The 20,324-nt window shown below is 63.8% G+C and carries 20 protein-coding genes; 15 read left to right on the top strand and 5 right to left on the bottom strand.

The annotated features are described in order from the left end of the window. The first annotated feature begins 20 nt into the window (after positions 1-20). Positions 21-410, top strand: coding sequence for a hypothetical protein (locus KSY82_RS04780; protein ID WP_117648023.1), 390 nt, complete (start codon positions 21-23; stop codon positions 408-410). Here KSY82_RS04780 and KSY82_RS04775 read toward each other — a convergent pair. Then, positions 407-979 (bottom strand): hypothetical protein, encoded by a 573-nt coding sequence (locus KSY82_RS04775; RefSeq protein ID WP_217750391.1) that lies wholly within the window; start codon positions 977-979, stop codon positions 407-409. The two genes, KSY82_RS04780 and KSY82_RS04775, sit on opposite strands and share 4 nt — an antisense overlap. On the opposite strand from KSY82_RS04775, the gene KSY82_RS04770 reads away from it, so the two are divergent. The 13 genes from KSY82_RS04770 (at position 978) to KSY82_RS04715 (ending at position 13,282) form a co-directional block, all read left to right on the top strand. Beyond that, positions 978-3,929, top strand: a complete 2,952-nt coding sequence (locus KSY82_RS04770; protein ID WP_217750390.1) for a tape measure protein — start codon at positions 978-980, stop codon at positions 3,927-3,929. The two genes, KSY82_RS04775 and KSY82_RS04770, sit on opposite strands and share 2 nt — an antisense overlap. A gap of 33 nt (positions 3,930-3,962) precedes the next feature. Further along, entirely contained in the window at positions 3,963-6,260 is a 2,298-nt protein-coding gene (locus KSY82_RS04765) for a fibronectin type III domain-containing protein (protein ID WP_217750389.1), read from the top strand. Further along, entirely contained in the window at positions 6,250-7,824 is a 1,575-nt protein-coding gene (locus tag KSY82_RS04760; RefSeq protein ID WP_217750388.1) for a carbohydrate binding domain-containing protein, read from the top strand. The genes KSY82_RS04765 and KSY82_RS04760 overlap by 11 nt, the downstream gene beginning before the upstream one ends. Further along, complete coding sequence (locus KSY82_RS04755; protein ID WP_195445943.1) at positions 7,821-8,066, top strand: hypothetical protein; 246 nt, start codon at positions 7,821-7,823, stop codon at positions 8,064-8,066. The genes KSY82_RS04760 and KSY82_RS04755 overlap by 4 nt, the downstream gene beginning before the upstream one ends. A gap of 37 nt (positions 8,067-8,103) precedes the next feature. Continuing rightward, complete coding sequence (locus KSY82_RS04750; protein ID WP_217750387.1) at positions 8,104-8,742, top strand: hypothetical protein; 639 nt, start codon at positions 8,104-8,106, stop codon at positions 8,740-8,742. Positions 8,743-8,751: 9 nt separating this feature from the next. Next, complete coding sequence (locus tag KSY82_RS04745; RefSeq protein WP_217750386.1) at positions 8,752-9,669, top strand: DUF6273 domain-containing protein; 918 nt, start codon at positions 8,752-8,754, stop codon at positions 9,667-9,669. A gap of 192 nt (positions 9,670-9,861) precedes the next feature. Then, positions 9,862-10,290 carry a hypothetical protein gene (locus KSY82_RS10365; RefSeq protein WP_254881722.1) on the top strand — a complete coding sequence of 143 codons (429 nt, stop codon included), beginning with the start codon at positions 9,862-9,864 and terminating at the stop codon, positions 10,288-10,290. 62 nt (positions 10,291-10,352) lie between these two features. Beyond that, positions 10,353-11,099, top strand: a complete 747-nt coding sequence (locus KSY82_RS04740) for an RNA-directed DNA polymerase (RefSeq protein ID WP_497463193.1) — start codon at positions 10,353-10,355, stop codon at positions 11,097-11,099. Between the two features lie 118 nt (positions 11,100-11,217). Further along, a complete protein-coding gene (locus KSY82_RS04735; RefSeq protein ID WP_006235545.1) occupies positions 11,218-11,544 on the top strand; it encodes a hypothetical protein in 327 nt (108 codons plus the stop codon). Next, positions 11,544-11,726, top strand: coding sequence for an XkdX family protein (locus KSY82_RS04730; protein ID WP_195445940.1), 183 nt, complete (start codon positions 11,544-11,546; stop codon positions 11,724-11,726). Before KSY82_RS04735 ends, KSY82_RS04730 begins: the two co-directional genes overlap by 1 nt. Before the next feature lies 1 nt (position 11,727). Continuing rightward, positions 11,728-12,039: a hemolysin XhlA family protein gene (locus KSY82_RS04725; RefSeq protein WP_217750385.1), complete on the top strand. Its 312-nt coding sequence runs from the start codon at positions 11,728-11,730 to the stop codon at positions 12,037-12,039. Between the two features lie 10 nt (positions 12,040-12,049). Next, entirely contained in the window at positions 12,050-12,325 is a 276-nt protein-coding gene (locus KSY82_RS04720) for a phage holin (protein WP_195445938.1), read from the top strand. A 3-nt stretch (positions 12,326-12,328) separates the two neighbouring features. Continuing rightward, positions 12,329-13,282, top strand: coding sequence for an endolysin-like domain-containing protein (locus tag KSY82_RS04715; protein WP_217750384.1), 954 nt, complete (start codon positions 12,329-12,331; stop codon positions 13,280-13,282). 593 nt (positions 13,283-13,875) lie between these two features. Here KSY82_RS04715 and dinD read toward each other — a convergent pair. The 4 genes from dinD to KSY82_RS04695 form a co-directional block, all read right to left on the bottom strand. Beyond that, on the bottom strand, positions 13,876-14,736 hold the full coding sequence (gene dinD, locus KSY82_RS04710) for a DNA damage-inducible protein D (protein ID WP_195502660.1): 861 nt from the start codon (positions 14,734-14,736) through the stop codon (positions 13,876-13,878). A 161-nt stretch (positions 14,737-14,897) separates the two neighbouring features. Beyond that, entirely contained in the window at positions 14,898-16,424 is a 1,527-nt protein-coding gene (locus KSY82_RS04705) for an FAD-dependent oxidoreductase (RefSeq protein WP_217750383.1), read from the bottom strand. Positions 16,425-16,745: 321 nt separating this feature from the next. After that, positions 16,746-17,750: a GGGtGRT protein gene (locus KSY82_RS04700; protein ID WP_117640944.1), complete on the bottom strand. Its 1,005-nt coding sequence runs from the start codon at positions 17,748-17,750 to the stop codon at positions 16,746-16,748. 18 nt (positions 17,751-17,768) lie between these two features. Further along, positions 17,769-18,503 carry an iron-sulfur cluster assembly scaffold protein gene (locus KSY82_RS04695; RefSeq protein ID WP_006235554.1) on the bottom strand — a complete coding sequence of 245 codons (735 nt, stop codon included), beginning with the start codon at positions 18,501-18,503 and terminating at the stop codon, positions 17,769-17,771. Between the two features lie 223 nt (positions 18,504-18,726). Between KSY82_RS04695 and KSY82_RS04690 the strand changes: the two genes are divergently transcribed. Then, entirely contained in the window at positions 18,727-19,719 is a 993-nt protein-coding gene (locus KSY82_RS04690; RefSeq protein WP_217750382.1) for a transposase, read from the top strand. The last annotated feature ends 605 nt before the right edge of the window (positions 19,720-20,324 follow it).

Raw genomic sequence — 20,324 nt, 5'->3', positions numbered from 1 at the left:
CCCTTTATCTGGGAGGAAAGATGAACAAGGACTACCTGGCAATGATGGACGAGGGCGAGCTCGAGGCGTACGCCAAGGTCCTCGGCTTCACGACCGCCGCCGCGCAGACGGCTGCGGACAAGGCGAAGCTCATCGAGCAGAAGCGAGGACGCCGCGCCGAGCTGACCGTGCTGGGCATCGCCATGAGCATCCCCGTCAAGCGCGCGCACGACCGCCGCTTCATCGACGCCATGAACAAGGAGGACCGCACGACCGAGGAGCTCGACGGGGCGTTCCGCTTCCTCCTCGGCGACGAGCAGTACGCGAGCCTCATGGAGGCCGTGACCGAGGACGACGGCACGCAGGACGACGACGCCCTGGGCTACGCATACAACAAGCTGCTCTACTCGGCCGAACTAAAAAACTTCTAGAGCTCGCCGACCTCGAGGAGCGCCACCTGCCCCTGCTCAGGCACGACTTCAGGGTCTGCTACGGCTGCTGCTACGACGAGGTCGGCGCCGCCGAGGCGTACGACCTCGTGAGGACGCTGCCTGACGGCTCGCTCACCGTGGCGGCCCTCCACCCGGAGCGCAGCTGGACCCGGGAGCAGCACCTGGCGGCGGACATCGTGGACAGCGTCTACGCGGCGGCGACCGCGCTGTGCGGCGGCAGGGCATCGGATGCACCGAGGGCGCCCCGCCCGCGGGACGTGGCCGCCGCCGGCGCCGCGGCAGAGCGCGCGGCGTCGGTCCGCGCCCGCATCGAGAACACCGAGTGGGTGGAGGTGACGGATGGCTGAGATCGGACGCGCGGACCTGCTGATCGTCCCCAGGTTCGACAACCACACCAAGTCGGTCGAGTCCGCGCTCGGCAAGTGCGAGGGACAGGCGAGCAAGTCCGGCTCCAGCCTCGGCAAGAGCACCGGCTCCGGGTTCGGGAAGGGGCTGGCCGGCTCCGGCGCGATGATAGGCGCCTTCTCGACGCTCACGTCGAAGGCCATGGACTCCATCTCGTCCCATGTCGGGTCGGCGATCAGCCGCTTCGACACGCTCAACAACTACCCGAAGGTCATGCAGTCCCTCGGGTACTCCGCCGATTCCGCCAACGCATCGATCGGCAAGATGTCCGACCGCCTGTCGACGCTGCCCACCAGGCTCGACGACATGGTCTCGGTCGTCCAGGGCATCACCGCCACGGTCGGTGACCTCGACAGGGCCACCGACGTCGGCCTCGCGCTCAACGACATGCTCGTCGCCTCGGGCAGCTCTACCCAGCTGTGCTCGGCGGCGATGGAGCAGTTCCGCCAGATCCTCTCCAAGGGCAAGCCCGAGATGGAGGACTGGCGCTCGCTGACGACGGCCATGCCGGGCCAGATGGACCAGCTGGCCAAAGCCATGCTCGGCCCCACGGCCAACGCCAACGACCTGTACGCCGCGCTCGGCGGCGGGGGCAAGGACCCGACCATCACCCTCGACCAGCTCATGGACAAGATGGTCGAGCTCGACACGCAGGGCGGCGCGAGCTTCGCGTCCTTCAAGGACCAGGCCGAGACCGCGGCCGGCGGCGTCCAGACGAGCATCCAGAACATGTCGAACTCCGTGACCAAGGGCGTCACCGGGACGCTCGAGGCGATCGGCAGGAACAACATCGCCGGGGTGCTCGACGACGCGAAGGGCGCCGCGAACGGCTTCTTCAAGGTCGTCAACGGAGGTGTCTCGGCGTCGATGCCGATGGTCAAGCAGCTCTACGGCGGGTTCAAGAGCCTGGCGCCCGAGATCGTCTCGGGGGCGGCGGGCATCGCGGCGTGGCAGAAGGCGGTACCGGTCCTCTCCGGCGTCGCGAGCGGCGTGGGCAAGGCCACCGAGGCCTTCAAGCTCGCCCGCGGGGGCGCCGGAACCTTCGCCGAGTCGCTCGAGGCAGTGGGCATCGGCTTCAACCCGGTTGCCATCGGCTGCACCGTCGCGGCCGCCGGCATCGGCATACTCATCGAGAAGCAGGTCGAGTGGCAGGCCCGCACGGACGCGCTGAACAAGGCCACGACCGGCCTGGTCGACGCGGCCTCGAACACCGTGGCGCTCGAGTCCTACGCCGGCAGGGTCGAGAATGTAGGCAAGAAGTCCTCCTTCTCGGCGATGTCGGTCGACGAGCTCGCCGAGTCGATCGGCAAGCACGTCGACGCCATGAACGAGAACACGAGGGCCGCCGAGTCGCAGATCGCGCAGCTCAACACCGCGCAGCAGATCATCGACAACTACGCCGGCAAGACCGACCTGTCCACCGACGCACAGGGCCGGCTCACGTGGGCGCTGCAGCTGCTCAACGACCAGCTCGGGCTCAACATCTCGGCGCAGGACGTGGCGAACGGGCAGTACGTCGACGCGGACGGCAACGTCAAGAACCTCAAGCAGTCCATCGACGAGCTCGTCGCATCCAAGAAGAAGGACGCCGAGGTGAGCGCCCTCACGGCGAACCTCACCGAGGCGTACCAGGCGCAGTCCGAGGCGGCCGACACGCTCGCCTCCAAGACGAAGCCCTACCAGGACCGCCTCAAGGAGCTGGCGAAGAGCTACCCGGAGCTCACCAAGGGCGAGCTCGAGGCGCTCGCCTGCACCGAGAAGGTCGGCAGGGAGTACAACGAGGCGAAGAAGCAGTTCGACTCCGCCTCGGATAGCATCGACGTGCTCAACGGCAAGCTCGGCGACGCGAGCCTGACCTCGCAGGAGGCCGGCAGCACCTTCGAGCACTTCGCCCAGGCGCAGCTGACGCTCTTCCAGGCGCAGCTCTCGGCCAACGGCGAGACCCTGTCCGCCGTCTCCGGCTCTCTCACGCAGCTCGGCGTCGACACCGAGCAGCTGGCGAGCCTCAGCGACGATCAGCTCGCCAAGCTGGCTCAGGACTACGACGGCACCGCCCGCTCCATCGTCGACGACCTCGACGGGTGGGGCGTCTCGATGGACGAGGGCGCCGCCTCGACGGTCCGCGCGGCGAGCCAGATCCAGGCCGCGCTCGAGGACATGGGCGGCAAGCTCAAGAAGGCGTTCTCGAAGGAGAACATCGACTTCGGCGCGTTCTCGGACGCCTGCGCCGCGGCCGGCGTGTCGACCGAGACGCTCAACAGCATCGGCTCCGCCAACCTCGCCGCGCTCGCAAGCAACTTCAACGGCAACATCGACCAGATGGTGTGGGCCGTCCAGAACTACAACGCGCAGCCCATCGTCGACAAGAACGGCAACGTTACCGTCAACCAGGCCCAGCTCATGGACGCCCAGGGCAACGTTTACACCTGGAACGGCTCGCAGCTGATGGACAAGAACGGCGTCGTCGACGTGAGCGTCGGCGACCTGCGCGACGCCCAGGGCAACCTCGTGACCTGGAACGGCACGGCTCTCCAGTCCAAGAGCGCCAAGACAAAGGTCGACAAGAAGGAAGTCGACAGGGCGCAGACCTCGGTGGACAAGCTCAACGGCACCAAGCTCAAGAGCAAGGAGATGACCGCCAAGGCGAGCTACGGGACGCTGCCGAAGTGCCAGTCCGCGATGCAGGCGGTGATGAACGAGCCGTTCCACTCAAGGTCGGCGACGATCACCACGACCTACGTGACCGTCAACAGGACGCGCAACGAGAAGGCCGCAGGCGGCATACGGCACGCCGATGGCGGCATCCGCATGCACGCGCACGGAGCCATCGTCGACGCGCCGGTGACCGGCTACCCGCTCGACTGGGTGGGCGAGGACGGCGCCGAGGCAATCGTGCCGCTCACCAACCGAAAGTACTCGGAGCCGTTCGCGGCGACCATCGCCGAGCAGATGGCAAAGCTCGGGGGCCAGCGCGGCGACGTCTACAACATCTACCTCGACGGGTCGGCCCTCGAGGTCGACGAGCGCGTCGCGGAGGCGCTCAGGGCGCTGGTCTCCGAACTCAAGAGGACCGTCAGGACCGGAAGGGGGTAGCAGGTGGCATCAGCGCAGACGACCAGGGGAGGCGTGACGTACTACACCGTCAACCTCTCCACGTCCGTGTCGAACGTGAACGACACCACGGCCCGCATCTACTGGACCGCCACCGTCGACTTCGGAGACTGGTACTACTACGGCGTGCGCCTGCACGTCAAGGTCGGCGGCGTCTGGCGCGCGTCGGGCGACGGCTACACGACCTCCTCCTGGAAGCGCGCCGTCACCGTCAGCGGGTACACCGACGCGGAGCGCAAGGACAACGACTACGACGTCTGGGTCGAGGCGTACACCGAGTCCGTGTCGGTCGGCGGCTACGGCGGTGTCGGTGCGACGACCTCTTGCGGCGAGGGCGCCAGGATCGGTAAGGTCCCGGCATACGAGCCCGCGGCCACGACCGACCTCAGGGTCACGCGCTCGACCGACGGGACAACCGAGCTCGAGTGGGTCAACCACCCGGACGACGACGCCAGGAAGTACTACGACGGCATCAACGTCTACCGCCATACCAACGGCGGCGACACCGAGAACCCCTACAACAGCGTCACGATCTCCAACTGGCGCGACACGTCGACATCGGCAAACAACTACTACGACTACGACGTGAGGGCGCGCTGGCGAGGCGGCACGTCGGAGAGAACGAGCTCCGTCCGCGTCTACAAGACGCCCTCCCCACCGGCATCGGTCTCGCTATCGCGCTCCGGCGACGGCGAGGTCTCGCTGGTCGTCAGGGGTCCCGATATCCCGTCCTGGATTAGCGGCTTCGATGTCCGCGCGACCTCCGACGGCGGCAGGACCTACAAGCCCCGCGCCCTTACCGCCGACAGGCAGGAGCCGGGCGTCTGGACCATGACCGACCCGTCTGCCGTGGCGGGAGAGAAGGTCGTCTACGAGGTCCGCACCTACCGCGAGGAGCCCGTGGCGGGCGCGGGGGACACCGTCTTCTCCGCGTGGACGGCATCCAACGCAGTGGCGACGATCTGCCCGCCGTACGCGCCCGCCGTCTCCGGGGTCGACCCCGCCTACCCGACTGGGTCGACGGCGACCATCGGCTGGACGCGGAACCACCCCGACGGGACAGCCCAGACGGCGGCGCAGATTGAGCTGGTCGGGCCCGATGGCAAGACCGTCCCGCACCACATCACCGGGCCCACGTCGACGACATCCCTGAGCCTGTCCGCGAAGGGCACCTACCGGCTACGCGTCCGCACAAAGGGCGCCGACCCCTCATGGGGAGCGTGGTCGGAGTACGCGGTGTTCAGGGTCGCCGACCCGCCGCAGGCGTTCTTCACGACCCCCGCGGAGGACGGCGAGGCCGTCGTCGAGCTCCCGCTGCGCGCCGCCTGGGCCGCTGTCGACGAGACCGGCATCACCTACCAGCGCCTGAGGCTGCTGCGCGGCGGCTCCGCGGTCATCGACACATCGGTCGCCGCGGGCGCGCGGTCGCACGAGATCGCCTCCGGCCTGGAGAACAGGTCCGCGTACGTCCTCGAGCTCACCGTCCGCGGCGGCTCGAGCCTGTCCACGACCGTCACCCGCTCGTTCTCGACCGACTGGCTCGTGCCCGCCACGCCCATCGTCAACGTCTCCTACAGCGACGCGCTCGCAGCCGTCGTCACGGTGCGAGACGGCATCTCGGAGTTCTCCGTCAGGGACCACAAGCTGCGCGGCCCCATGGCCATGACGCCCGAGGGCAACATCCGCATCAGGGGCGGCATGTCGATAAAGGGGACGCGCGCCACCGTCCACAGCCTGCCGCCGTGTACCTCGTTCGATATCGAGCGCGTGCTCGCGGACGGCTCGAGGCTCCTGCTCGCCAGCGGCCTCAAGTCCGGGCAGAGCGTCATCGACCGCCTGCCGCCGCTCAACGTCGGGTTCTCCTACGTCGCGCGCGGCTACGCGGCCTCCGGAACCACCTCGACGACCGAGGTGGGGACCGTGTGCCCGTGCGACGGGTTCGCCCTCAACTTCGGGCCGGACGCCTCCGAGGTCGTCGTGGGCGACAGGAACATGGGTGGCCCGCCGCAGTACTCGGCGAGCCCCGAGCGCGAGCGCGACCAGTTCCACTTCGTCGGCGGCGGCCTGCCCATGGGGTTCGAGAGCGGCAACCTCTCGATGAAGGAGTCGATGGAGTTCACGATCGAGGAGGACGATTACCTGCGCGTCCGCGGCCTGTTCGGCCGCTACGGAAGCGCCTGGGTGCGACCCCATCTGGGCGACCGCGGCTTCGCCGCCGTCACGGGAACGCTCACCAGGTGCGCGCCTGAGGACTACAGGGTGTCCGTATCGACGAAGAGGGAGCGATGGAGGGAGCCCAACGGTGTCGGATGATATCTGGCTCGCGTCGTTCAGGACCTCCTACCGGTACGCCCGCGTTTCGCGGCCGACCGGCCTGGAGACCGGCGCCATCGAGTGCTTCACCGGCGGGAGCATCAGCCGCAACCAGGACACGGACACCTATGAGTCCGCATCACTGGACTACGTCGGCAGGCTCGACATGGGCAACGACTTCGTGCGTATCTACCTCGACGCGGAGGACCCGATCTCGGGCGCGTCGCGCACCGTGTGCCTGGGGACCTTCGAGTGCTCGACGCCGTCCCGCACGGTGAGCGGCGAGGTGGCGACCGGCACCGCGACGCTCTACGGCAGACTCCACGACCTCGCGAAGGACGACTTCGACGAGCCGTACACCGTGCCGGCGGGCGCAAACGCGGTCTCCGCGGCCAAGGCGATCGCGGAGGGGTGCGGGCTCGAGGTGGTCGCGGAGCCGAGCGACTACACACTGTCGACGGCATGGGTCTTCGGGATCGCCGCCACGGCGGACACGCAGGACAACAAGCTGGGCGCGGTCAACAGGCTGCTCTCGGCCGCAGGATTCAGGAGCGCGTCGACCGACGCCTACGGGCGCGTGCTGTTCAGGCGTTACCTGGAGCCGGCGGCGAGGCCGATCGACCGCACCTTCTCAGAGGGCGAGGACTGCCGGGTGCTTCCCGACCTCACCGACGAGCAGGACGACTTCGACGCGGTGAACGTGGTGCACGTCGACTTCGCTACCCAGGGCGAGAGCGTCAGGGGAACGGCCTCGGACGACAGCCCGCAGAGCGAGTGGTCGACCGTCTCCACGGGCCGGCGCATCGTGAAGCGGTACCAGTACAGCGACCTCCCGTCAGGGGAGAGCGTCATCGCCGGCGGCTCCTACCCGCTCGCCGGAGACGGCACCCACGACAGCGCGACCTTCAGGTCCAGCGGCGGCGGGGGGACCATCGAGACCGTCGGCGTCTCCGGGTGCCCGATCGGCGGCATCAGCCAGGCGATCCGCATCACGAAGGGGTCGGGCTCCGGTGAGATCGGCATCGCCCAGGACAAGATATCCCTCAAGAAGGGCCAGCCGTACACCGAGTCCGTCTACCTCTACGCGTCGCAGAGGGTGCAGGTGAGGGTCCAGCCAATCTGGCGCGAGGACGACGGGGGAGAGACCGCGACGGTCGCCATCGGGCCGGGCTGGACGAGGCTGTCGCTCACGGCCACCCCGGCCAAGTCCGAGGAATACAGCGCGGGCTACATCTACCTTGCCGCTAGCGCGCCGACCGGATCGTACATCGACGTAGCGCAGGTCAAGGTCGAGGAGGGCGTTGTGGCAACGCAGTTCGCGGTCGAGGCTGCGAACGAGAAAGCGGCGAGCCTGCTCGCCACCGAGTGCTCGGTCATCCGCCGCCCGACCATCACGGCGATCTTCAACCCGTCGGCGGACGTCTACTCGGCGTGCGCCATCAGGCTGCCGTCTGTCGGGATCGAGCTCGCCCGCGCCTGCATCCGGAAGATGGACCTCGAGCTCTCGATGGGATGCCCCATGAGGATCGAGCTCCGCATGTACATGAGGGGTGATGCCTCGTGAGCGTCATGCCGTCCCTGGCCGCGGACCTCGCCGATATCGTCGCCGGCCCATCGGCGCCCGGCGTCTCGATCGCCTACGGCACCGTCGTCGCGGCGGACTCCAGGACCGTCGACGTGCGCATCGGGGGCTCGGTTGTCGCCGGCATCTGCATGACGACGTCCTGCCGGGGCGCGGCGCCCGGTCAGCGCGCCATCCTCATCGGGTCGCCTCCGCTCTGGACGGCGATCGGGATCATCGCTTGATTATCGTGCGGGCGCAGGCCCGCGGAAGGGAATCCGCATGGCCAACAACAGCGACGGGTCCGCCGTCTACGAGGTGAAGATCGGGGAGGACGACTATATCGACGGCCTCGACGTGACGGAGAGCGACGGTAGCATCACCACCTACCTGTTCCGCCCGGCAAACTACGACGAAGTCGAGGCGGCGCGAAAGAGGGCCGAGAGCGCCGCGTCGCTGGCGAGCAGCGCCGCAGGCACCGCAAAGACCCAGGCATATGACGCCAACGTCGCCGCCGGAGCTGCCAGAACGGCCGCCGCGAAGTGCTCGACTGCCACCGAGAACGCCAACGCCGCCGTTCAGAAGGCGAATGCCGCGAACGATACCGCAAGCGCCTCGACTGCGCTGGCGAGCAATGCGGCCGCCGCGGCCAACGGCGCGGCGTCTCATGCCGAGGCCGCCGCGAACCAGGCGCTGCAGATCGCGAACTCGGTGGCGCAGGGCGCCGGCGGCGAATCCGATATCGCGGAGCTGCGCCGTCAGAACGGCCAGCTCGCGACGATGCTCGCCGACGCGACGGGGAAGTTCATCTACGTGGACGGGACCGTCTACTGCCCGGCATCCAAGGCGTCGGTGTCCGGCGACACGGTGTCGTTCGGCGGCACGTGCTCGGTCTCGGGCAGCACGGTAACCCTTGCCTAAGGAGGATAAATGGCAAATGCAAAGACACTGGTCGTCGGCGGCCAGTCGCTCAACGTCATCGACGATACCGCGCGCAGCAACGCGCAGACGGCGCTCAACAACGCCGAGTACAACCGCCAGGGCCAAATCGGCAAGTACGGCGGGCAGAACATCGCCACCATCCTGGCGGGAGAGATCGGCAGCGGCAGCGTGTACGACGCGCTGCACAAGCGAGCGGCGGCCGGCAACTTCGCGGGCCTTCGCGTCGGGGACTACATCGACGTGCCTCTCGTGAGCGCGTCCGCCGTCACCACCCAGCAATCTGCGCGGTTCCTGCTTGCCCACATCGACCCGTACCTCTACTGCGGCGACAACAGCAAGGGCCACCATATCGCGTTCGTGGCGTCCGCCCCCGTGGCCGTGGCAAAATCCGTGACAGGCGTGGCAAACGACAGCTTCCTAATGTGGAACACCACCAACACGAACCAGGGCACCGCCGACCAGAAATGCCCCTACCCCAACAGCAACCTCAAGGCGTGGGAGACGGCCTTCGAGGCCTGCCTGCCCGAGGGGCTGACCAAGTACCTGCTGACCCAGCGCGTCCTGCTGGAGGAGCGTTACAGCGCAAGCGGCGCGCTCAACGACTCCAACTCGTGGAGCTGGCAGGATATCGGCAAGGTGTTCTCGCTGTCGGAGATGGAGGTGTACGGCTGCCCCGTGTGGGGGACGAAGGGCTACAGCGTCGGCTTCGACTGCCAGTGGGACCTGTTCCGCGACACCGCCCACCGAGTCAACGGAAATCGGTACGGCTGGTGGCTGCGTTCCGTCATGGGTGGCTCGTCGTCCGACGTGTGCTACGTCAGCAACGACGGCAATGCCAACTGCAACTCCGCGACGAACGTCTGGGTTCGCCCCCGCCCCGGATTCCCTTATTGCCAGACCGAGTAGGCCCCAGGGCCGAAAGCAGCGCGCGAAGAGGAAGGAAGGCGCGACCGTCGGGCATGCGCCCGTAAATACGCACCCCGCGAGGGTGGCCGGACGCTGCTTGCATGGCGCGGCGCTCCGTGGCTTCGCCGCGTTTCATGGCCATACCTCAAGCGGCTGCCAGAGCCACACTGAGAGCCGTGCGGGGTGCCTTCGATGAACTCCGAGGAAAGAAGGGCCGCGCGCCGCAAGCGCCGCGAGGAGAGGTGCGCCAAGGCCAAGGCCGAGCGCGTGAAGCCGTGCACCCTTGAGGCCGTGGCCGACCTCAACAGCCTTTGCAAGGCCTCCAAGCAGGCGGCGGGCGGCGTGATGTGGAAGTCCTCCACGCAGCGTTATATGAAGGACTATCTGCGAAACGCGGTCAAATCGAGGAACGACCTTCTGGAGGGCCGCGACATATGCCGGGGCTTCATCCGCTTCGACCTGTGGGAGCGCGGCAAGCTGCGCCACATCAGCGCCGTGCACTTCCCAGAGCGAGTGATTCAGAAGTCGCTTTCTCAGAACGCCCTCGTACCCGCGATAGTCCCGACACTCATAACGGCCAACTCCGCCAACATCAAGGGGCGCGCACCGACTACGCCCTGAAGCTGCTCAAGCGCCACCTGGCCGACCACTGGCGGCGGCACAGGCGCGAGGGATACATCCTTTTGGGCGACTTCTCAGATTACTTCGCCCGCATAGCCCACGAACCCGTCAAGCGGCAGGTGGCCGACGCACTGCTCGATCCGCGCGTGGTCGCCCTCGAGCACCGCCTGATAGACGCACAGGGCGAGGTGGGCCTGGGTCTGGGCAGCGAGCCGAACCAGATATGCGCGGTGGCCCACCCCAACCGCATCGACCACTACGTGACCGAGATGCTGCGCCCTGAGGCCTACGGGCGCTATATGGACGACTTCTACCTGATCCACGAGAGCAAGGAGTACCTGCAGGTGTGCCTGCTGCTGATAGGGCGCAAGTGCGCCGAGCTGGGCATAGAGCTGAACCCGCGCAAGACCCGCGTGGTGAAGCTGTCGCGCGGCTTCACGTGGCTGAAGAAGCGCATCTTCTACACGGAGACGGGCCGCATAGTCGTGAAGCCGTGCCGCGACTCCATCACGCGCGAGCGCCGCAAGCTGAAGAAGATGGCCCGCATGGTCGCCGATGGCGTCATGACCCCCGAGCAGGTTGAGCGGAGCTACCAGAGCTGGCGCGGCGGCATGAAGCGGCTGGACGCGCACCGCAGCGTTTTGGCCATGGACGCGCTGTACCACAGCCTGTTCGAAAATCTCGCGCGGGAGGGGGGGGGTGCTCAATGCAGGCCAACCCGAGGGACGATTCAAGCGGAGGCAAGCCCTCGCAATAGCGGAGAACCGGCAACTCAAAGCAGCGGCCTAAGCGAAGCGGCCGCGAAATAACAGAAGCATCGAAGGCGTGCCGCGGCGCGCCTTCTTTCTTTGCGCCCATCGAAGCGGCCCGGCAATCTCACGGCGCCAATACGATGGCGACACATTCCCCGACAAGAGAGGAGTCCGCATGGACACTGAGGAAGACATGCCGCGCCCCAACGAGCTTCAAGACGGCACCATGGCCGAGGTCAACGCCCTGCGCGATCTGCTGTCGCAGATCGGCGACCCCGACGCGGCGCACGACGCGGGCGTTATCGACGATGACGAGTACGTTGAGCGGAAGGCGCGAAAGCTCGCCTACACCGCGGCCGTCGCCGCCTACGGAAAGGGTGAGGCCCCGGACGTGGACAAGCTGCTTGAGCAGATGCGCGAGAAGGTCGCCGAGCCCAGCCAAACCGAGACCAACACGGCAAACATCGACTACCTGATGATGACGGTCGGGGGTGAACAGTAATGGCGGGACGCGTCAAGGCTGCAACCACGGCGGCGCACTCGAAGAACTATGACAAGGTGAGGCGCTACTACGAGCGCGGCCTCTGGACCAAGGCCATGGTGCATCGAGCCGTGGCCTGCAAGTGGATCACATGCGACGAATATGAGGAGATCGTCGGAGAAGAGTACGCGGAGGAGGTTTAGGGTGCCGGCGCTGAGCATCGGGGAGGCAACGTCGGTCCTCTCGGCCGCCGTTGTGATTGTCACGTTCTTCATCGGGCGCGTCTCCGTATCCAAAACATCGTCTGCCAAGGAGCAGCGGACCGAAGACAAGCTCGACAGCCTTTGCGGCGACACGAGCGAGATCAAGGATGGCGTCAAGGAGATCAACCGCAAGCTCGACGACCACGGCGAGCGCCTCACGAAGGTCGAGCAACAGATCATCACCTTGTTCAACCGGCTCGACCGCGTCGAGAAGAATTACGACCTGCATCACGGTATCGGCGGGTCAGATTAGGAGCTGAAAAATGAAAATCAACTGGGCCCTTCGCTTCAAGAATAAGCAGACGCTCGCGGCATTGGCCGCCGCCGTAATCAGCGCAGCCTATCAGGTGCTCGGAATCCTCGGAGTCGTGGCGCCTATCTCCCAGGGGTCGCTCATCCAGCTCGTCGGAATCATCCTGACCGTTCTCGCCGGCTTCGGCGTGATCGTCGATCCGACCACCAAGGGCGCGTCGGACTCGAAGCGTGCCATGTCGTACAGCGAGCCCCATGCCGCATATGACGCCAAGGCGGTTGAGTAGGCCATGGCCATCACACAGCGCGAGGCCTTCGCGCAGGTCATGGAACACCTCGTCTCCCATGATGGGGGCGGCGGTCACGGATACTCGCAGGCCAACCGCATGGGGGACGGAACGACCGAGACGATTTGTCTGTCCGACGGCACCACCGTCACTATTGCCGGTGGCGATCGCGACTGTTCCTCGGCCGTAGTGACCGCCCTCCGCGCGGTCGGCGTCAATACCTTCGGAGCCTCGTATACCGGAAACATGCGGGAGCAGCTGCTCAAGACGGGCCTTTTCGGCTGGCGTAAGATGGGCGTCAAGTCCGCCCAGCGTGGAGACATCTACCTCAACGAGAAGTGCCACACCGCCGTGTGCGTCTCTCCCTATGGATCCGCTCGCGGCGACCTCTTGGCCCAATTCTCCATTTCTGAAAAGGGGACCGTCACCGGCACCAAGGGCGACCAGACCGGGCGCGAGTCCAACATCAAGGCGTACTACAGCTACCCATGGGACGGCACGCTCTACTGGCTTGGCGACGGCAAGACACTGAATGGGTCAAATACGGAAGTCGCGGACAATACGGTCCCGAGCCTCGGAGACACGCGATATTTCGGCCCGAAGATGGCCAAGGAGCTGCAATGCCAGCTCGGCACGACTGCCGATGGCGTGATCTCCGGTCAATGGCCGGCGAATGAGCGATACCTTTGGGCATGCGACCGCGGCGTAATCGAGTACGTCAAGGGCGGGGTTGGCTCGAATGCCGTCCGCGCCCTGCAGGACAAGGTCGGATGCAAAGTCTATCCCGTGGTCGGCGGTGTTCAGGCGCGACAGATGGGTTCGGGAACGGTCTTCAAACACCAGCAGTGGCTCATCGCTCAAGGTATCTCGTGCGGATCATCGGGTGCGGACGGATACCAGGGCCGCGACACCAACGTCGCCATCGGCCAAGCGCTCGTCAAGCAACTCTATCGATAGGTGTGCATATGAATCCATTTGATATCTGTTTTATTGTCGGCGCTGCTGCAGGACTGCTGACCGGTCTTCTCGGATGGGCAATCGTGCGCGTCGGCAGCCAAAAAGACTTTAGAAATTGATAGATGCAGCCCCTCCCCGGCATGAACTGCCGGGGAGGGGCTTTATGCATTGCCAGATATCCGTCAATATCCGTTCTGCAATGCAGTTTCAGTGCGGTGAGAGCGTGTGGAAACATAACTACCTGCGATTTTGCTGCTACAAGGCACTCCATAACATCACGTTCAAGACTCTTAATCCCAAGGTCCAGGGTTCGACCCCCTGACGGCCCACCCAAAGATTGTTAAAGCGACTGGCTCAGGCTGGTCGCTTTTTTGTTGACCTCGTATGGGGTCGAACCCGTAAGGGCGCGGAGCTGAGGAAATACGTAAGCATTTACCAGCGTAGCGCGCAAGGCGCCTTGGCGCCGCAGCGGCCGCCTGCGCAGCAGGCTGACCCCCTGACGGCCCACTAAAGCATGTTAAAGAGACTGGCTTCGGCTGGTCGCTTTTTTGTTGACCTCGCATGGGGTCGAACCCGAAAGGGCACAGCCGCTTTCACAGATCGAGCCTACCCTGGGGATCGGTAAAACCGTCAGTACCCTCCTTGAGTTTCTTCTCGTCTGCCTTCACGCGACGCTCGAGCTTTTTTGTATCCTCGGCAGGCGGTAGGTTCTCGGGGACAATTCCGCGGTCGATGAGGCTGCCACGCACGCTTGTGTTGTTCTCGACGTGCTCTTGCTTGATCTGGTCCAGGCCGTACAGGTCGTGTTCCTCGGCGTTGAAGGCCGTCATCGAGTTCGTAAGGTCCTTTGCTTTGATGAGGACATCGGCTAACCTGTCCGCCAATGCCGCGCTCTTGGGTACGCCGAGCTGCTGCTTCATTTCCGCCGTGCTTCTGCCGCCGAATAACGCCTCATCGCCCTTCGACTTGATGATCGCGAATCCTTTGGAGTCCACGCCGCGTTTGAACGCAATACCCGAGAGCTGTTTCTCTGAATCGGATAGCGAGTGGCGCGCCTGCAAGCGCTGAATCTCTGCGAAGCGCTGCTCTATGAGCTCTTGGCGGCGCGTCTGCACGGCAAAGTATGCCTGGGCGAGCGCGATCTCTGGCTTGTTTGAATCTCCGTTCTGTGCGATTAAATAGCATGCATAGCGCGTAAGTTTGTAGTCTTTAACCGCGCGAGCGGCGACACCGGCAGTTACCATTTTCGTGGTGTCACGAAAATGGGAATCAACTGGAGTTTTGTTTGTTTCGCATGAGACTGTTGCCCTCTTAACAACTTCGGCGAAGTTCTCCCATCGAGTGTACCCCATGGGTTCCATTAAATCGCGTGCGAGCCAATACTCAACGCCGTCTTCCACATTGGCGTAGCTATCAAGTTTGACACGCCACTTCTCGATATCACTACTGTCCATATCTCCTCCTCGCTGGTCTATTGTCTGTGCGGGCTTTGCCCGCTCTGTATTCAGAATTAGGATACGCTGCCGTGCGGACACGAATAGGCCCCGTGCCACCTCGAGCTCACGGGGCCCATAGATATCGATTAGGTGTGTTCTGCTTTAGATGGGTGTCCAGTTTAGTCCGTTCGATAGTGCGATCCGAGGCTTTCGGTTCGCTTGCGCATGGCTTTGACCATTTCCTGTGCTAGTTGAATCTGCGACTGAAGGCGGGCGAGGGCAGCGATTTCGCTGTCCTGGGCTTTCTGTGTGCTCAAGGTCGTTGCCTCCGTCTTCAAGCCCTCAAGCTCGTGTAGTGCTTCGGATAGGCCTGTTTCGGTGCGGTTGATCATGCAATAGGTACTCATCGTGTGCTTAAGGCTGCGGGTCAGGCGCTCGGCATCTGTTGTGGCAATGCCGTGCTGGGGGAGGGCGATATCCGCCTTCAGGGCTGTCTTAGGCTCTTTCTGCGCTGCAAGGGCTGCCGATGCGCCTGCGATGCGCCCGAACACGATGCCGTTGGCGCTTGACAAGCCACCAATGCGGTCGGCTCCGTGCATGCCGCCTGTCGCCTCGCCGCAAGCGTAGAGACCCTCAACGCCCGTGTACGCGGTCTTATCGATCTTGATGCCGCCGTTAGCGGCGTGGGCATACATCGCAACGCGCATCTCGTCAGTCGGGGCGATGCCGTGCTCGTCTTGCAGCCAGGTGGCAAAGGTCTGCACAAACTCTGGGACATCCTCGCGGGGGAAGTCGTAGTGGAGTGCCAGGCCTTCGACACCTGCCTGATCGATGACGAGATCGATAGCGCGGGAGGCCAAGCGTGACGTGAAGGGACCATATCCAGAGCGCTGCTCGAGCAGGTCGTCCAGCTTGTCGTCGGCAATATCTGCCGGCTGGTCTACATGTACGTAGCGCCAGGTCTTCTCGTTAAAGACAAGGTTGCGCTTGGGCTCGATGAAGCCGGACATCATCTGCATGAACTCTATATTAGTAAGCGATGCGCCGTGCGCCAGCGCGATGGCCTGTGATGAGCTGAGCACGTCGGCGGAAGTGAGGCTTCGCTCGAACAGGCCACCCGTGCCACCGGCTGCGATGATCGTGGCTTTGGTAGCAAAGGGCACGATTCGATCTTCGGTGAGGTTGTAGAGCACGGTTCCGGTGATTCTGCCGTTCGTGTCCTCAATAAGGTCGATAAGCTCATGGCGGGGGAGCAGGCGAATGCCGAGCGACTCGATCCGGGCTGTCAGAGCGTCCTCAAGGGGCTTGCGGGTGAGGCCGCGCCACATGCGCGTCTTGTGGTCAAAGCAGGGGATAAACTGCTTTTGCTGAGCGCTCTCAGCGTTTTGCGGACGCTTGAGCTCAACGCCCAGGTCTTGCTCGAGCCATTCAATTGCCTGGGGAATGCCGTGGACAAACGTCTGGACAAGCTCGGGGTCGGCGACACCGCCGCCGACGGTCTGGATGGTGTCGATGAGGTCTTGTTCGTCGTCTTCGTTAACGGGTCCGATAAGCCCTAGGCCCCAGGTTCCAGGGAAGAAGCTCGATCCACTCATGGTCTTGCCGGCGCTTGCCACAGCGACGGTTGCGCCCGTGCGTGCCGCTTCGATTGCGGCACAAAGGCCCGCAATGCCAGATCCAATTACCAGTACATCAGTCGATTCCATCGGATTCCTTTCTCGTCCGGCGCATTGTCGCACGGGTGATCGGCAATGGGGCCGCAAAGACCCGGCAAATCGGTAAAGGGCAAATATGGCAGGTGGGCGTCAGGTGGACTCGGCCACTTCGGTCGGCCCATTTGATAAGTTGCGGTGGAATACGGACTGTTTTGGCCTGTATGGATGCAATTCAGTCCGTATTTCACCACAACTGATACATCGGACCCTTTAATAAGAGTAACCAATTTGAGACGGGGCAAACAAAAAGAGCCGCTACCTCGAAAGGTAGCGGCTCCAAAGCTCAACTATATGAGCATCGCGCGGGCGCGATTAGGCCTTGAGGGCCTCCTCGACGGCGACAGCGCAGGCGACGGTGGCACCAACCATGGGGTTGTTGCCCATGCCGATGAGACCCATCATGTCGACGTGCGCAGGCACGGAGGAAGAACCGGCGAACTGGGCGTCGGAGTGCATACGGCCCATGGTGTCGGTCATGCCGTAAGAGGCAGGGCCGGCGCCCATGTTGTCCGGGTGCAGGGTGCGGCCAGTGCCGCCACCAGAAGCGACGGAGAAGTACTTCTTGCCAGCCTCGATGCGCTCCTTCTTGTAGGTGCCAGCGACGGGGTGCTGGAAGCGCGTGGGGTTGGTGGAGTTACCGGTGATCGAGATGTCGACGTTCTCGTGCCACATGATGGCAACGCCCTCGCGGACGTCGTCGGAGCCGTAGCAGTTAACGGCAGCGCGGGGACCATCGGAGTAGGGGATGGTCTCGACGACCTTGAGCTCGCCCGTGTAGTAGTCGAACTGGGTCTTCACATAGGTGAAGCCGTTGATGCGGGCGATGATCTGAGCGGCGTCCTTGCCCAGACCGTTGAGGATAACGCGCAGCGGCTTCTTGCGAGCCTTGTTGGCGTTCAGAGCCAGGCCGATAGCGCCCTCAGCGGCAGCGAAGGACTCGTGGCCGGCCAGGAAGGCGAAGCACTCGGTGTCGTCGGAGAGCAGCATAGCGCCCAGGTTGCCGTGGCCCAGACCGACCTTGCGGTCCTCGGCGACGGAGCCGGGAACGGTGAAGGCCTGGATGCCCTCGCCGATGATGGCGGCAGCCTCAGAAGCGGACTTGGCGCCACGCTTGACAGCGAGAGCGCAGCCGAGGGTGTAGGCCCACTCAGCGTTCTGGAAGGCGATGGACTGGGTGTTGTTGACGATCTCACGCGGGTTGAAGCCCTTGTCGGTGCAGATCTGCAGAGCTTCCTCGAGGGAGGCGATGCCGTTGTCGGCGAGGCACTTGTTGATCTTGTCAGCGCGGCGCTCGTAACCTTCGAACGTAACAGTCATAGTTATTTCCCTCCCTTTCTACTCGTGAACCGGGAACACGCTGGCGACGGAATGAGTCTCCTCGTCGGTGCGCGGGTCGATGTACTTGGCAGCGTTCTCCCACTGACCATAGTGGCCCATAGCGCCAGCGATGGCCTCCTCGGGGGTCTTGCCGGCCTTGACGGCGTCGGTGAACTTGCCGAGGTTCAGGAACTCGAATGCGATGATCTCGTTCTTGTCGTTGAGAGCCATGCGGGTGACGTAGCCCTGAGCGAGCTCGAGGTAACGAGCGCCCTTGGCCTTGGTGCCGAACATGGTGCCGACCTGAGAGCGAAGGCCCTTGCCGAGGTCGTCGAGGGAGGCGCCCACGGGCAGGCCGCCCTCGGAGAACGCGGTCTGGCTGCGGCCGTAAACGATCTGCAGGAAGATCTCACGCATAGCAACGTTGATGGCGTCGCAGACGAGGTCGGTGTTGAGGGCCTCGAGGATGGTCTTACCGGGAAGGATCTCGGAAGCCATGGCGGCAGAGTGGGTCATGCCCGAGCAGCCGATGGTCTCAACGAGGGCCTCCTCGATGATGCCGTCCTTGACGTTCAGCGTGAGCTTGCAGGCGCCCTGCTGAGGTGCGCACCAACCCACACCGTGCGTAAGACCGGAGATGTCGGAAATCTCCTTAGCCTGGACCCACTTGCCCTCCTCGGGGATGGGTGCGGGGCCGTGGTATGCACCCTTGGCAACGGGGCACATGTTCTCCACTTCCTGTGAGTACTGCATGCCTCTCCTCTCTATCGTGTTGGCGTCCCGTCTGGGGGTCGTGGCTGGCGATTGCCGGGCGACCCTTCGAAAGGGACATGACATGCAGCCCCTATAATACCGCGAAATGCACGGAATATTCGGCGAACGGCTCAGTTTTCGTAGCGAGAAGTCCGGAAGTTTTAATTGAAACGATTTAACTCTATGTTCTGTGGTCGCGAACTTCCATAGAGGGGGTCCGTCTTTGGCAAGCTTTTGGTCAGCTCTTGTAAGCGTTGCAGGGGTTGACCTGTTGCAACGGTGCCGTTCGCCGCCTGTTTGCTGCCTTTGGCCGCGCGAGTGTATTGTTTTGCGTGAATGTTTTGATGGCACGCTTCAATCGTGCTGTATTGGATGGCAAGCAGATCCCGGCGAAGGGAGCGCCATGCAGCGCGTTTGGAGAACGGTTACCGGCTTTTACCATGTCTGTGCTCGCGGTGCGGGCAAGCAGCTCGTCTTTGAGGGCGATGAAGACCGGTGGGAGTTTTTGGAGCTGATGCGCGACTGCTGCCGGGAGGAGGGTGTGACGGTTATCGCCTGGTGCCTTATGGGCAATCACGTGCATTTGGTGCTTGCAGATTACGAGGACAGGATGAGCGCGGCGATGCACCGACTGCTTTTGACGTACGCGCGGCGGTTCAATAAACGCACGAGGCGCACAGGCCATCTGTTCCAGAACCGTTTTGACCGGCGCTCGCTCGATACCGACTGGCAGGTGATGGAGGCTATTCGCTCCGTACACGCTGATCCGCAGGAGGCGGGCATCAGCTTAATCGAGCGTTATCCCTGGAGCAGCTTTGCCGAGCATTTGCGCGCTTACGACGGTGACGCGGCTGATGTCGCGAGGGGATTTTCTGATCCTTCTTGCGTGCTTGAGCTTTTTGGTTCTGCCGAGGGCTTTATTGCCCATTCGCTTTCGACGCCCGACGGCGGCGAGCTAGCGCTGGGCGATATGAAAGAGACGGAGTGGGAACGCCACGCCTTTGCCGGCAAGTTGGCGAAGAGCCTCGGGGTTCCTCTCAACGGGATTAAAACTGCACCGACGGCGCAGCGCGATACCGTTATTGTTGGATTGAACAATGCCGGTTTTACGGTGCGCCAGATTGAGCGGTATACCGGGATTGGCAAAAGTACCGTCTCTCGTATCGTGCGCGCCCGCGCGCGAACGGCGATGAGGGCTGGCGGAAACGTGATGTAGGGTCGTCTGTTCACTGCAGCTGGAGTCGTCCATACGCTGCAACCAGCGTTCAAAAGCTTGGTACGGTAACTGCACTTCTTAATATGCATAGAAAAATCGCCATCTTGCATAAAAAACAGCTCAGTCCGGGTTTGCCCGTGCCTACCCCTGTCTGCGCCGTGCAAAAAACGGAGTTTTCAGCATCGTGGTGCTGTCGGCACCGCCGCAATCTTGCAACATGCGGGCCCCGAAGCTATTGATCCCTGTCGTTGCGCCCTTGAAGCACGTGCCTGCGTCCCGTCAGACCGCGATGTCTGTTCTAAAACACAATATATATGCGCCTAAAGACGTTGATTAACGCTTCCGATGCGTATGCACACAGCTTTGCATGCTGAATACTCGCAAAAATGCACGCCGCTCCCTATGGTACCCGTCTGCGGCAGGCGCGAAGTGAGTCGGGGCTTCGCAGAACGGGGCTTGGCGCATTGCTTGGCGGGCCCGGGGCCCTGCCGCAGGCCTTTGGTGCTGTGGAAAACGCCCGTGCTCGCGTCTGGCTGTGTAGCAAATGTCAGACGGGGCGCCGGACGCGCGGACTTTGTGCGTTCGCGCTCATTAGGTAAAAACAG

This window comes from Collinsella aerofaciens (genome assembly GCF_019131995.1).
Lineage (GTDB): Bacteria > Actinomycetota > Coriobacteriia > Coriobacteriales > Coriobacteriaceae > Collinsella > Collinsella aerofaciens_S.
The sequence above is the reverse complement of the archived record's forward strand: the minus strand, read 5'-3'. Positions and strand labels throughout refer to the sequence as shown.